This is a genomic window from Kocuria tytonis, assembly GCF_003226895.2.
Classification (GTDB): domain Bacteria; phylum Actinomycetota; class Actinomycetes; order Actinomycetales; family Micrococcaceae; genus Kocuria; species Kocuria tytonis.
Genome location: NZ_PNJG02000004.1, coordinates 60,922 through 74,228 on the forward strand (window position 1 = coordinate 60,922; position 13,307 = coordinate 74,228).

General features: G+C 70.5%; 13 protein-coding genes. 7 read left to right on the top strand and 6 right to left on the bottom strand.

Features of this window, described 5'->3' with window-relative positions; translation table 11 throughout:
• Positions 1-24: 24 nt before the first annotated feature.
• From C1C97_RS10505 to C1C97_RS10515, 3 genes are all read left to right on the top strand, one after another.
• On the top strand, positions 25-645 hold the full coding sequence (locus C1C97_RS10505; protein WP_121031744.1) for a hypothetical protein: 621 nt from the start codon (positions 25-27) through the stop codon (positions 643-645).
• Between the two features lie 261 nt (positions 646-906).
• Positions 907-1,524 carry a hypothetical protein gene (locus tag C1C97_RS10510; RefSeq protein ID WP_121031746.1) on the top strand — a complete coding sequence of 206 codons (618 nt, stop codon included), beginning with the start codon at positions 907-909 and terminating at the stop codon, positions 1,522-1,524.
• 6 nt (positions 1,525-1,530) lie between these two features.
• The gene (locus tag C1C97_RS10515; RefSeq protein ID WP_110919356.1) at positions 1,531-2,562 is read left to right on the top strand and encodes an inorganic phosphate transporter; all 1,032 of its coding nucleotides are present in this window, start codon (positions 1,531-1,533) and stop codon (positions 2,560-2,562) included.
• A 139-nt stretch (positions 2,563-2,701) separates the two neighbouring features.
• On the opposite strand, the gene pstB is transcribed toward C1C97_RS10515, so the two are convergent.
• The 4 genes from pstB to pstS form a co-directional block, all read right to left on the bottom strand.
• Positions 2,702-3,481: a phosphate ABC transporter ATP-binding protein PstB gene (gene pstB, locus C1C97_RS10520; RefSeq protein WP_121031748.1), complete on the bottom strand. Its 780-nt coding sequence runs from the start codon at positions 3,479-3,481 to the stop codon at positions 2,702-2,704.
• Positions 3,482-3,518: 37 nt separating this feature from the next.
• Positions 3,519-4,637 (bottom strand): phosphate ABC transporter permease PstA, encoded by a 1,119-nt coding sequence (gene pstA, locus C1C97_RS10525; protein WP_121031750.1) that lies wholly within the window; start codon positions 4,635-4,637, stop codon positions 3,519-3,521.
• Positions 4,637-5,584: a phosphate ABC transporter permease subunit PstC gene (gene pstC, locus C1C97_RS10530; protein ID WP_121031752.1), complete on the bottom strand. Its 948-nt coding sequence runs from the start codon at positions 5,582-5,584 to the stop codon at positions 4,637-4,639. Before pstC ends, pstA begins: the two co-directional genes overlap by 1 nt.
• Positions 5,585-5,729: 145 nt before the next feature.
• Entirely contained in the window at positions 5,730-6,839 is a 1,110-nt protein-coding gene (gene pstS, locus C1C97_RS10535) for a phosphate ABC transporter substrate-binding protein PstS (RefSeq protein WP_110919360.1), read from the bottom strand.
• A gap of 251 nt (positions 6,840-7,090) precedes the next feature.
• Between pstS and C1C97_RS10540 the strand changes: the two genes are divergently transcribed.
• The 3 genes from C1C97_RS10540 (at position 7,091) to disA (ending at position 10,925) form a co-directional block, all read left to right on the top strand.
• Positions 7,091-8,248: an FUSC family protein gene (locus C1C97_RS10540; RefSeq protein WP_110919361.1), complete on the top strand. Its 1,158-nt coding sequence runs from the start codon at positions 7,091-7,093 to the stop codon at positions 8,246-8,248.
• Between the two features lie 61 nt (positions 8,249-8,309).
• The gene (gene radA, locus C1C97_RS10545; protein WP_121031894.1) at positions 8,310-9,719 is read left to right on the top strand and encodes a DNA repair protein RadA; all 1,410 of its coding nucleotides are present in this window, start codon (positions 8,310-8,312) and stop codon (positions 9,717-9,719) included.
• 129 nt (positions 9,720-9,848) lie between these two features.
• The gene (gene disA, locus C1C97_RS10550; protein WP_110919362.1) at positions 9,849-10,925 is read left to right on the top strand and encodes a DNA integrity scanning diadenylate cyclase DisA; all 1,077 of its coding nucleotides are present in this window, start codon (positions 9,849-9,851) and stop codon (positions 10,923-10,925) included.
• Between the two features lie 82 nt (positions 10,926-11,007).
• Here the strand turns inward: disA and C1C97_RS10555 are convergent, their stop codons facing one another.
• The gene (locus tag C1C97_RS10555; protein ID WP_121031754.1) at positions 11,008-11,745 is read right to left on the bottom strand and encodes a hypothetical protein; all 738 of its coding nucleotides are present in this window, start codon (positions 11,743-11,745) and stop codon (positions 11,008-11,010) included.
• A 25-nt stretch (positions 11,746-11,770) separates the two neighbouring features.
• On the opposite strand from C1C97_RS10555, the gene C1C97_RS10560 reads away from it, so the two are divergent.
• Positions 11,771-12,754: an HhH-GPD family protein gene (locus C1C97_RS10560; RefSeq protein ID WP_233542887.1), complete on the top strand. Its 984-nt coding sequence runs from the start codon at positions 11,771-11,773 to the stop codon at positions 12,752-12,754.
• Here the strand turns inward: C1C97_RS10560 and C1C97_RS10565 are convergent.
• Entirely contained in the window at positions 12,738-13,256 is a 519-nt protein-coding gene (locus tag C1C97_RS10565; RefSeq protein ID WP_199712248.1) for an amino-acid N-acetyltransferase, read from the bottom strand. The two genes, C1C97_RS10560 and C1C97_RS10565, sit on opposite strands and share 17 nt — an antisense overlap.
• Between the last annotated feature and the right edge of the window lie 51 nt (positions 13,257-13,307).

Consider the following 13,307-nt stretch of genomic DNA (forward strand, 5'->3'; position numbering starts at 1 on the left):
GGGGCGCGGCGTACACTCGGGCGCATGTCCGAACGCCGCACCCACCACTCACCCGTGAAGTTCTCCCCGGAGAAGTTCGAGGCCCACGAGGGCGGCACGGACCCGGCGCGCGTGTCCGAGGCGGCGCACCTGGCCGCCCGAGCCCTGGTCTCACGGGGCCGCGCATCCCAGGATGCCGGGGTCCGCGCGCGCCTCGTCCGTCTCACGGACGAGCACGGGTTGGAGGGGATCGCCGAGATGTGGGCGCAGGCCCCCGCGGTCTCCCTGCCCGGGGCCCTGTGGCGGCTCTACGCCCTGCGCGCCGCCGCGCGCGGCGACTCCTACCGCATGAGCCGGTGGTTCGCGGCGGGCCGCCACGCGGCCCAGGTCTCGCACGTGGTCGCGGGGGTCGCGGACCCTCCGGGCGCGGAGGAGATCTGCGAGGTCGCGGACGCCATCCTCTCCGGCGCCTTCGAGGGGGAGTTCGACGTCGCCCTGGAGCGCTTCGCAGCCTTCTCCCGGGTGGTCGCCGTGGGCCAGGAGCAGACCCTGGACGTCTCCGGGCTGAGCGTGCGGGACCCCTGGGAGCGGATCCCGCGGCTGCTGCGCACCGCCGACGAGCTCGACGCCGCCGCCGAGGCCTGGCGCCGCGGTCACCTGGAGTGATCCCCGCCGCTCACGGGCCCCGCCGAGCCGTGACCAGTTGGAGCCTCTCGGGGGGCCGGCGTTACGATGGGAACAGGTGTCGGGCCGTGGCAGCCCCGGGCTCCATCATTTAGCCGCTACGAGCGGCCTTCCGCCGAGAGGCGCTCCCGGTCCGGCACCGCCCCCCTTGTCCTCACTCCTGCGCAGATGCCGTTCTCCTTAACTTTCGTTCGGTAGCAGGACGCCGAAACTTACCGGCTCGTAAACCGAGGAGACGAACGGATGGCCTTTCGGATCTTCCCGGAGGACGAGCGCATCACGGACCTGCTGGTCCAGATGTCCCAGTGCGTGAGCACCGTGGTGGAACAGCTCTCGGAGCACATCGGACAGGCCGACAACGTGTGGGAGCAGCCCCTCGGTGACCTCCTGGAGACCGAGGACCGGTGCACCAACCTCTACTTCTCCCTGATGACCACCACGCGCTCCTCGTACGTGGTGCCCATCCCCCGCCAGGACGTCTACGTCCTGGGCCACTGGTTGCTGAAGGCCGTGCAGAGCCTCGTGGCCTGCGCGGAGTTCCACCGGCAGTACCGGGTGGAGCGGCCCAGTCCCCACGCCACCGACCAGCTCGCCGTGATCCAGCACATGGCCCACATGACCACCAAGGCCATGGGACGGCTGGCCAGCCTAGACGAGCTCGACGACTACTGGTTCGAGATGATGCGCCTGACCCGTCAGACCGAGCGCACCCAACGGGCCTACCGCGCCGACCTGCTGGAGAACCACAAGGCCGCCCAGGCCATCCGCCGCATGGACACGGCACAGCAGCTCTTCGACGCCGCGGCGGCGCTGGGCCAGGTCTCCGCCGAGGTGGGCCGGATCCTCGTGACGGAGTACTGAGCCGCCATGACCGAGCTGCTGGCCGCGACGGGCATCGTCCTGACCCTGGTCTTCACCGTGGTCAACGGATTCCACGACGCCTCCAACGCGGTGGCCCTGCCCGTCCGCTTCAACGCGCTCACCCCCCGCGTGGCGCTGTGGACGGGAGCGGTCTTCAACATGGTGGGTGCGCTGCTGGTGGGGCTGGTCCTTAAACGCATGATCACCTTCGAGATCCCCCTGCCGCTCGGCGACGTGGGAATCACCGTGCTGCTGTGCGCGCTGCTCACCGCCATCGGATGGGATCTGCTCACGTGGTGGTGGCGCATGCCGGCCTCCTCCACGGCCGCGATCGGGGGTGCCGTGGTGGGTGCGCTGCTGGGCGCGCGGGCCGTGGGGCTGTACCGGGACCACGTGGCACTGGGGCCCTACTTCTCCTGGAACGTCCTGGCCCCGCTGCTCGTCTCCCCGGTGATCGCGTTCGCTGCGGCCTTCCTGCTGGTCATCCCCCTGGTCCACCTGGTGCAGCACGAGACACCCGGGCGCGTGAACTTCCGTGCGGGGGTGGTCCAGGCCACGGGCGCCGTGGCGATCCACTTCGGACACGGCATCCAGCACGCCCGGCGCACGCTCTGGATCCTGCTGGTGCTCATGATCACGGCCGGATCGGGCATCTCCCGCGAGAGCATGCCCGTGTGGCTCCCCGTCCTGGTGGGACTGTGTCTGGCGTTCGGCACGCTTTTGGGGGGCTGGCGGATCTCCTACACCCTGGCGTCCCGCGTGGTCACGCTGGATCCCCTCCGCGGGGCGATCGCCCAGACGGTCTCGGGGGCCCTGCTGTTCCTGGGCGGCTTCTTCTCCCCCGTCCCCCTGTCCAGTTCGCAGACCAGCACAGCCGCGATCCTGGGTGCCGGTTCGGCGCAGCGGTTCCGCACGGTCTACCACGCCACGCTGCTCCGCGTGATCGGCACGTGGCTGCTGACCGTGCCCGTGTGCGGTGTCGTCTCGGGCGTCCTGTTCCTCGCGGTCTCCCCGCTCCTCCCCGCGCCCGCGGCCTGACCTCAACCCGGCGACGCCGCGGCGAACCGGTGCGGGCGACGTCGCCCGCTCCCGCCCGCGACGGTGCCACCGCGGACACGCCGCGGTGGCACCGTCGTGGAACATCGCGGCCCGCGCGGGGGCGGGACGCGGCCCCCGGTCAGCCGAAACGGCCGGACACGTAGTCCTCGGTCTCCTTCTTCTGCGGAGTGTTGAAGATGTCGGACGTGGGCGCGTACTCGATGAGACGGCCGGGCTTGCCCGTCCCCTCGATGTTGAAGAACGCCGTCTTGTCCGAGACGCGCGAGGCCTGCTGCATGTTGTGCGTGACGATCACCACGGTGTAGTCGGTCTTGATCTCGTTGATCAGGTCCTCGATCGCGAGAGTGGAGATCGGGTCCAGCGCGGAGCAGGGCTCGTCCATGAGGATCACGTCCGGCTTGACCGCGATGGCGCGGGCGATGCACAGGCGCTGCTGCTGACCACCCGAGAGCCCGGAACCGGGTCTGCCCAGCCGGTCCTTCACCTCGTTCCAGAGGTTGGCGCCGCGCAGCGAGCTCTCCACGAGCTCGTCGGCCTCGGAGCCGGAGATCCGCTTGTTGTTCAGCTTCACGCCGGCGAGCACGTTGTCCCGGATGGACATGGTGGGGAACGGGTTGGGGCGCTGGAAGACCATGCCCACCATGGACCGCACGGTCACGGGATCCACGCCCTTGCCGTAGAGGTCGTCCCCGTCCAGGAGCACCCTGCCCTCCGCGTAGGCACCCGGGATGACCTCGTGCATGCGGTTGAGCGTGCGGAGGAACGTGGACTTGCCGCAGCCCGAGGGGCCGATGAAGGCGGTGACCGAGCGGGGCTCGATGTTCATGCTGACGTCCTGGACCGCCAGGAAATCGCCGTAGTGGACGTTGAGGTGTTCGACGTCAATGCGCTTCGACATGGTTGTTGTTCCTTAGCTCAGGTGGATCGGTGAGTGCTCAGCGGCCGGCGGTCTTGGGAGCGAAGGCCTTCGCGACCAGTCGCGCCACCAGGTTGAGGAGCATCACGATGATGATGAGGATCAGCGCCGCCGCCCAGGCCCGCTGCAGGGACGCGTCCGGGTTCGTGGGCGACGTCGGGTTCATGATCTGGTAGAAGATGAAGGTGGGCAGCGTGGTCATCCACCCCGAGAACGTGTTCCAGTTGATGGCCGTGGCGAAACCCGCCGTGACCAGCAGGGGCGCCGTCTCACCGATCACGCGCGCGATGGCCAGGGTGACACCGGACGCGATGCCCGAGATGGCCGTGGGAATCACCACCTTGATGATGGTCCGCCACTTGCGCACGCCCAGCGCGTAGGAGGCCTCGCGCAGCTCGTTGGGCACGATGCGCAGCATCTCCTCCGTGTTCTTGACCACCGTGGGGATCATCAGCACGGTCAGCGCCACCGCTGCCACGAACCCGGTGCGGGTGGACGGGCCGAAGATCATGCCGAACAGGGCCGCGGCGAACAGACCCGCCACGATGGACGGGATGCCCGTCATCACGTCCACGAAGAACGTGATGGCCTTGCCCAGCCAGCCGCCCTGGGAGTACTCCACCAGGTAGATGGCGGTGAGCAGTCCCACGGGGACAGACATCAGCGTGGCCCAGAACGTGATGGACACGGTGCCGACGATCGCGTGGTAGGCGCCGCCCATGACGTCCCCGGGGGCGTCCGCCTTGTTGTCCTGGAAGCCGGTGATCCCGTTCATGGAGGTCAGCAGCATGTTGGAGGTCAGACCGGGCACGCCGTTGGCGAGCACGGTCCAGATCACCGAGATCAGCGGGATGACCGCGAGCAGGAAGGCCGCGTAGACCAGGAAGGTCATGAGCGAGTCCGCACCGGCGCGTGAACCCTCGATGAGGCCCACGGCCACCGGGCCCGCGATCAGGAAGATGACTGCGGCGAAGAGCGCCCACAGGGCCACGCTGAAGCCGATGAGTGCCGCGAGCGCGGCACCGGCCACGACGGCGACCAGCCCGACCACGGGGATCAGCCACTTGGGCCGCTGACCCCTGGTGAGCTTGGACTGCCGGACGGGTGAGAGACCGGGATTCGTGGTGGACGTGGACATCAGTTGGCCCCCGAGAATTCCTTGTAGCGAGCGATGATGGCGCGAGCGATCATGTTGACCACCAGGGTGATGAGGAACAGCACGAGACCGGCCGCGATCAGTTCGGACAGCCGCAGGCCGTAGGCTTCCGGGAAGTTCAGTGCGATCTCCGCGGCGATCGTCTGGTTGCCGGACTTGAGCAGGGAGGCGATCATGGGCCCGGAGGAGAGCACGAGGGCCACCGCCATGGTCTCACCGAGTGCGCGCCCCAGGGCCAGCATGATCGAGGAGATGATGCCGGGACGGGCGAACGGCAGCACGGACATCCGGATCATCTCCCACCGGGTGGCCCCCAGGGCAAGCGCGGCCTCCTCGTGGAGCTTGGGGGTCTGGGTGAAGATCTCACGGGACATGGACGTGATGATCGGCAGGATCATGATGGCCAGCACCACTCCCGCCGTGAACATGGTCTTGCCGGTCTGGGACGCGGGCCCGGAGAAGAAGGGGATGAACCCCGCGTGCTCACTGAGCCACGTGAACAGGGGCACGAGCGCCGGCGCGAGCACGGTGGCCCCCCACGCCCCGTAGATCACGGAGGGGATGGCGGCCAGCAGGTCGATCACGTAGCCCACCGGGTTGGAGATCTTCGCCGGCGCGTAGTGCGAGATGTAGAGCGCCACCAGGATCCCGATGGGGGTGGCGATCAGCAGCGCGATCACCGAGGCGATCAGCGTCCCCACGATGAGGGGCCAGATGTAGGTGAAGAACCCCTTGCCGCCGGTGACGTCCGCGGGTGCCGCGCCGAAGGTGGGTGCCGCCTGCAGCAGCAGGAACAGTGCCACGGCCGCGAGGACCGCGAAGATCAGGATGCCTGCGGCCAGGCTGAGTCCGGAGAAGATGGAGTCACCGGCACGGCCGGCCGCGGACGACTCGGTCCCCGGTTTCCGTGTGCTGACGGTGGTGGACATGAACCGGTCCCTTCGATCAGGTGTGGTGCGAGCCGGTGGTGGTCACCGTCCGGCCCAGGACGTGGCGCGTAGAACTCGTGCGTGCGTGGTTGCGGCGTCGACGCCCGGAAGGCGCCGACGCCGCAGTCACCGGTCAGGCAGTGGCTCAGCCCTTGGCGGAGATGGAGTCCACCGCGGCCTTGGCCTTGTCCCGCAGGGACTGGCTCAGGGGCGCGGAGCCCGAGGAGTCCGCGGCGGCCTTCTGGCCGTCCTCGGACACCACGTAGGTCTCGAACGCCTTCACGAGGTCCGCGGTCTCCTTGGAGTCGTACTGGGAGCAGACCACGTGGTAGGAGATCAGCACGAGCGGGTAGGCGTCCGCCTCCTGGGTGTCACGGGCGATGTCGATCGCCATGTCGTGCTCCCCGCGGCCCTCAACCTGCTTGGAGACCTCCACGGCCTTCGCCGCGGCCTCCGGGGAGTGCTTGACGTAGTTCTCGCCCACCTTGATGGCGGCCGTGCCGAGGTCACCCACCGCGGAGGAGTCCGCGTAGGTCACGGCACCCTCGGTGCCGGAGGTCGTGGAGACCACACCGGAGGTTCCCTTGTTGTTCTCGGCCGCGTACTTGGAGGGCCATGCCTGGTCCGGCTCGTCGGTCCAGTCCTTGGGGGCCGCCTTGCTGAGGTACTCGGTGAAGTTCTCGGTGGTGCCGGAGTCGTCGCTGCGGTGCACCACGGTGACCGCGGTGTCCGGGAGCTTGGCGTCCGGATTCTGCTTCTTGATCTCCTCGGCGTTCCACTTCTTGATCTCGCCCTTGAAGATCTTCGCGATCGTGGGGGCGTCCAGGTTCAGGGACTCCACACCGGGCAGGTTGAAGGCCACGGAGATCGGGGAGACGTAGACGGGCAGGTCCATGGCGCCGGCGTCACCGCACTGCTTCTTGGCCTCCGGGAGCTCCTTCTCGGAGAGGTACGCGTCCGAGCCGGCGAAGTTCGCACCGCCGGCCAGGAACGCCTTGCGGCCGGCTCCGGAGCCGTCCGGGGAGTACTGGATGGTGGCGCCGCTGTTGGAGGACTGGAAGCCGTTCTGCCAGGCGGTCATGGCGGCCTGCTGGGAGGAGGCGCCGATGCCGGTCAGCGTGCCGGAGACACCGCTGCTCTCCTTCTTGTCCCCGCCGCCGCCGTTGCCGGTGGCGTTGTCGGAACCGCAAGCGGTCAGGGCGAGGGCACCAATGGCCAGGACTGCGGCCGAGCGGCCCACATGCGAAACCTTCACTGTTTCTCCTTCGAAAGCGTGTGCCGGCGGACCCGGCGGGGTGTCGACGCCGCAGTCCGGCGTTCATCCACACTGCACTCGCAGCGCGCCCGGCGCTCACAGTAGGGAGCAGATGTTGCCAGATTCGGCCGGGAAGGTGAACGGGTGATTAACAACCTCCGGGACCACGGACTCCCCCGGTGGGGCCGGGGCGGTGTGCCGGGCCCGGCGCACCGCCCCGGCCCCGCGAGCGGCGCGCCTAGGATGGCCTCATGGCGTCCTCGGAAGCAGCTCCCCCACGCTCCCGGCTCCGTGCCGTCACCCGCCTGGCGTCCCGGCGCAGCCGCACGGGATGGACGCGCGTGACCTCGGGCTTCTTCCAGGCCGTGCAGATGACAGTGGCGGCCGTGGGCGCGTACATCATCGCGGAGCGGCTGCTGGGCCACCACGGACCGATCTTCGCCGCCACCGCGGCCCTCGTCTCGCTCGGCTACGCCAAGGGCGGGCTGCGCTACCGGCGCGTCCTCGAGGTCTCCCTCGGATGCACCCTGGGGATCATCATGGGGGATCTGCTGATCCACGTGCTCGGACCGGGTGAGTGGCAGGCCGTGGTGGTGCTGCTGGTGTCCCTGCTGCTGGCCCGGTTCCTGGACAACGGCGCCATCTTCACCACCCAGATGGGGCTGCAGTCCGTCCTGGTGGTCCTGCTCCCCCCGTCCCAGGACGGCGTCTTCGCCCGCTCCTTCGACGCCGTGGTGGGGTGCCTCTGCGCGCTGCTGCTCGCGTACGTGGTGCCCCAGGACCCCCGGCGCGAACCCCGCCAGGACCTGGGAGCGCTGATCGACGAGTTCACGCGCATGCTCGCGGACTGCTCGCGCGCGGTCGCGGACACGGACGCCCGCCTCGCGTGGCACGCCCTCGTGCGCGGCCGGCAGACCCAGCCGCTCGTGGACTCGGTGCGCACCGGGCTCACCGGCTCACGCGAGATCGTCCACGCGTCCCCGCTGCACAGGCGCCACCGCCGGGAGATCGACGAGCTCAGCGAGAGCATCCGGTACCTGGACCTCGCGGTGCGCAACTCGCGGGTCTTCGCCCGCCGGCTCGCGTCCGTGCTCAACCGCGTGACCCTGGCGGACGAGGCCATCACCTCCCTGTCCGAGGCCCTCTCCGACCTCTCCGACGCCGTCCTGAGTTTCGGTCACGCCCTCGGGGAGAGCCACGTGCAGAGCCGTGAGAGCTACCTGCGCCAGACCCGCAACGAGCTGTTCTCCGTGGCCGAGCGCCTCGAGCCCGGCACCATGGGCATCCGCACCATGGAGGGGGAGGCCCTCGTGCTGCTGCTGCGGCCCATGGTGGTGGACCTGCTGGAGGCGGCCGGCGTGACCCACGACGTCGCCGTCAGGCACCTGCCGGCACTCGGGCGCCGCTGATCCCCCACGACGACGCCGCACGGCGCTTATGCGCGTCGGAGCGGGTTCCTACGGTGGGGCCATGGCGACGAAGACCCGCAAGCAGTCCACGACCTACCGGTGCACGGAGTGCGGCTGGACCACGGCCAAGTGGGTGGGTCGCTGCGGCGAGTGCCAGGCCTGGGGCACGGTGCAGGAGATGGGCGCGGAGCAGGAGCACGGCCGGACCCGTGCGGCCGCCACGGTGACCACTCCCGCGCAGCCCATCGCTGCGGTCGACTCCTCCCTCGCCCGGTTCGTCCCCACGCACGTCCCGGAGCTGGACCGGGTGCTGGGAGGTGGCCTGGTGCCGGGTGCGGTGATCCTGCTCGCGGGTGAGCCCGGCGTGGGCAAGTCCACCCTGCTGCTGGACGCCGCCGCCAAGGTGGCGGGCGGTGCGCAGGCGGCGGGGGGCGGCAGGCCCCGCACGGTGCTGTACGTCACCGGCGAGGAGTCCGCCGCGCAGGTGAAGCTGCGCGCCGAGCGCATCAACGCGCTCACGGACACCCTCTACCTCGCGGCGGAGTCCGATCTCTCCGTGGCCCTGGCCCAGGTGGCGGCCCTGTCTCCGGACCTGCTGATCGTCGACTCCGTGCAGACCCTTGCCAGCCCGGAGATCGAGGGCTCCGCCGGCGGCGTCAGCCAGGTGCGCGAGGTCGCGGCGAGCCTGATCCACGCGGCCAAGACCAGGAACATGACCACCCTGCTCGTGGGCCACGTGACCAAGGAGGGCTCGATCGCCGGCCCCCGGCTGCTCGAGCACCTGGTGGACGTGGTGTGCCAGTTCGAGGGTGACAAGCACTCCCGCATCAGGCTGCTGCGGGCCGTGAAGAACCGGTTCGGGCCCACGGACGAGGTGGGGTGCTTCGACCTCGAGGAGAACGGCATCCGCTCCGTCTCGGACCCCTCCGGCCTGTTCGTCTCCCGCACGCCCGTACCGGTGGCGGGCACGTGCCTGAGCGTCACGGTGGAGGGCCGCAGACCCCTGCTGGCCGAGGTCCAGGCGCTGCTGGACAAGTCCAGCACCGCACAGCCGCGCCGGGCCACCGCGGGGCTCGACAGCGCCCGGGTGGCCATGCTGCTCGCCGTCCTGCAGCGCCGAGCCGGTGTGGCCCTGGCCGCCATGGACTGCTACGTCTCCACGGTGGGAGGCGTTCGCCTCACCGAGCCGGCCACGGACCTCGCGGTGTGCATGGCTCTGGCCTCCGCGGCACAGGACCGGCCGTTGCCCCAGCGGCTCGTGTGCTTCGGGGAGATCGGCCTGGCCGGTGAGGTGCGCCCGGTTCCGGAGATCAACCGGCGGATCCAGGAGGTGGCACGGCTGGGCTTCACCCACGCCGTGGTCCCCGCCACGCCCGACGGCCCCGGGAAGATCCCCCCGGGCTTCTCGGTCCGTGAGGTCACCACGGTGGGCCAGGCCATGGAACTGCTCTTCCCTCCGCGCCAGGGCTGACACCCCGGACGCCAGGCACCCCGGGGACCACCGGGTGCGCTCGGACCTGGGTGGATGCATGCCCCACCACACCCCGGCGGGCGGTGCGCCACCGTCAGTGGGCGAACCCGCCGCCCGTAGAATGAGGCCGTGGTGAAAACGCGCGAATCTGCTCTCCGGAAGACCCTTGCCAGGGTGTCCCCCGGCACGGACCTGCGGACGGGGCTGGAGCGCATCCTCCGGGGACGCACCGGTGCGCTCATCGTGCTCGGTTTCGACCGCTCCGTGGAGTCGCTGTGTTCCGGTGGCTTCGACATCGACACGGGGTTCACCCCCACCAAGCTGCGGGAGCTCGCCAAGATGGACGGCGCGATCGTGTGCGACAAGGACGCCACGCGCATCCTCAAGGCCGGCGTGCAGCTCATGCCGGACGCCGCCATCACCACCCAGGAGTCCGGCACGCGCCACCGCTCCGCGGAGCGCACCGCCAAGCAGACGGGCGTGCCCGTGATCTCCGTGAGCCAGTCCATGAGCGTCATCACCATCTACAAGGACGAGTACCGCTACGCGATCGAGGGCTCACAGGCCATCATGGCGCGGGCGAACCAGGCCCTGCAGACCCTGGAGCACTACAGCAACCGGTTGGAGCAGGTGCTGGGCAGCCTGTCCGCCCTCGAGATCGAGGCCGCGGTCACGGCGCGGGACGTGGCCCTGACCCTGCAGCGCATGGAGATGGTGCGCAGGATCTCGGAGGAGATCAGCTGGTACGTCCTGGAGCTGGGGGCGGACGGGAGGTTGATCTCCCTGCAGCTGGAGGAACTCACCGCAGGAACGGGGCCCGGCCCGGACGTGGTGCTGCGCGACTACCTCCCGGACGCCACCGCGCCCGAGGTCATCGCCGGCTCGCTGGACCAGCTCGCGGAGCTCTCCCCCGCGGAACTGATCGATCTGCAGAAAGTGGCCCTCGCCGCGGGCCTCTCCGGCCCCCAGGGCAACCTGGACACGGATCTGCATCCGCACGGCTACCGCCTCCTGGAGGGCATCAAGTCCATGCCCGGGGCGGTGGCCAAGCGGCTGGTGTCCCAGTTCGACGGCCTGCAGTCCCTCATGGCGGCCAACCTGGAGGACCTGATGTCCGTGGAGGGCATCGGTGAGCAGCGCGCCCGCACCGTGCGCGAATCGCTGTCCCGCATGGCCGAGACCAGCCTGCTGGACCGCTTCATGTGATCCCCCGGACCGGTTCCGCGCCGGAAGCGGCGGCGCGCGGCTCGCAGGGCTCCCGCCCGCGGCTCACGGCGTCCCACCGGCATCACTCCAGGACGAACGCGGCCTCCGGGCCGGTGACGTCCCCCAGGGACGCGGTGAGCTTGTAGTACCCCGGGAGGGCCTCCGCCTGGCCCGCGGGGCAGCCCTCCGCGGTGCGGGTGCGGTTCCACATCAGCCGGGCGGTCTCCTTATGGCCCGCGTCCAGGGTGATCTTGCGGTCCTCGCCTTCCGCCGCACAGTGCCGGGAGTCGAAGACGGTGTCCTGCCCGGACACGACCGCGAAGGCCATGCGCTTGCCCCCGGTGGTCACCGTGCACGGGTGCTCCCCGGTGTTCTCCAGGGTCATGGCGAGCACCGGTTCCTGTTTCGCGGGGTAGCTCTCCTTGTCGGTGGAGGCCGTCACGGACAGCTCGCCCCCGCACTCCGGGGTGGCCGTGGCGCTCGCGCTCGGCGACGCCGACGGCGCGGCGGAGCCGGAGCCCGACGGCGTGGGGCGGGGTGTGAAGTCCGCGAACTTGTGCTCGGGATCGGTGCTCGCCCGCGCGGTCTGCCCGGGTTCCCGGGCGGCCGCCTGCTCGTCCGCTTCCGGGCCGCCCCCGCCGGTCACGGCCCGCACCCCCGCGACCACTGCCCACACGAGCGCCAGCACCAGCAGCACGACGACCGCGAGGGCCACCAGGCGGCGTCGGCGGTAGACGTGCTCGGGAAGTCTGGCCTCCGTGTCGTCGTGATCGGCGGGGGACGCGGGTGGATCGTGCCGCTCGGAACCGTGGGAAGACATGGTCTCCACGCTACCGTGGTCGGTGATGAACCCGAACGACGAACCCCGTGCGCAGCGTCCCCTGCGGGACGTCCACCGCGCCGTGATCGAGTGGTACCGCCGGAGCTGCCGGGACCTGCCCTGGCGGGCACCGGAACGAACCGCGTGGGGCGTGCTGGTCAGCGAGATCATGCTGCAGCAGACCCCCGTGACGCGGGTCCTGCCCGTCTGGCTCCGGTGGCAGCAGCGGTGGCCCACCCCGGGCGATCTCGCGGGGGCGCCCCCGGCGGACGTGGTGCGCGCGTGGGACCGGTTGGGATACCCGAGGCGCGCACTGCGGCTGCATGCCGCCGCACAGCGCATCCGGGACGAGCACGCGGGAGAGGTCCCCGGGAACCACGCGGAGCTGCTGGCGCTGCCCGGCATCGGCGCGTACACGGCGGCCGCGGTGGCGGTCTTCGCCTTCGGGCAGCGCCACACCGTGGTGGACACCAACATCCGCAGGGTCGAGGCCCGGTTGTTCTCGGGCCGGGCCCTGCCCTCCCGCTCCCTCACCGCCGCGGAGACGAGATGTGCGGAGAGCGCACTGCCCGAGGACGTCGCCGAGTCCGTGGCCTGGAACCAGGCGGTGATGGAGCTCGGTGCGCTGGTCTGCACGGCGCGCGCGCCGCGCTGCGAGGAGTGCCCCGTGCGGGATGCCTGCGCGTGGGTCGCGGCCGGGAAACCCCCCGCCGAGAACGCCCCCCGGGGGCAGTCCTGGCACGGGACGGACCGGCAGGTCCGCGGTGCCATCATGGCGGTGCTGCGGGCCGCCGAGGAGCCGGTGGCGCGGCCCCTGCTGCTCACGGACCGTGCGGGCTCAGAACAGCTGGCGGCGGGCCACGCGGCCCCGCCGGACGTGGTCGTCGAGCGTCTCACTGCGCTGTGGCGGCTGAGCGCGCCCGTGGAGCAGCGCGAACGGGCACTCACCGGACTGGTGCGGGACGGGCTGGCAAGCCTCGAGGGTGAGGGCGTCAGCCTTCCCCGGTGAGCGAGCGGATCATGCGGGTGTTGCCCAGTGTATTGGGTTTGACCCGCGCCAGGTCCAGGAACTCGGCCACACCCTCGTCGTGGGAGCGCAGCAGCTCGGCGAACACCTCGGGCGGGATCGTCTCCTGGTTGGCCATGACCTCGAAGCCGTGGGCCGCGAAGAACTCCACCTCGAACGTGAGGCAGAACACCCGGTTGACCCCCAGCCGCCCGGCCCGTTCCAGCAACTCGCGCAGCATGCGGGTGCCCACCCCGTGACCGCGCGCGGCGGGAGACGTGGCCAGGGTGCGCACCTCCGCGAGGTCCTCCCACATCACGTGCAGCGCACCGCACCCCACGAGATCTCCGGCGCCGTTCTCCGCGACCACGAACTCCTGGATGCTCTCGAAGTAGGTGACGGTGTCCTTGGTGATCAGGATGCGCTCGGCGGCCATGGGTGCCACGAGCTCCTTGATCCCGTGGACGTCGGACGTCCGGGCCGGGCGGATGTGGATCTCTGACATGCCCACGACTGTACGCGGTGCCCGCCGCCCGGCCCGCACACCCCACGCTGC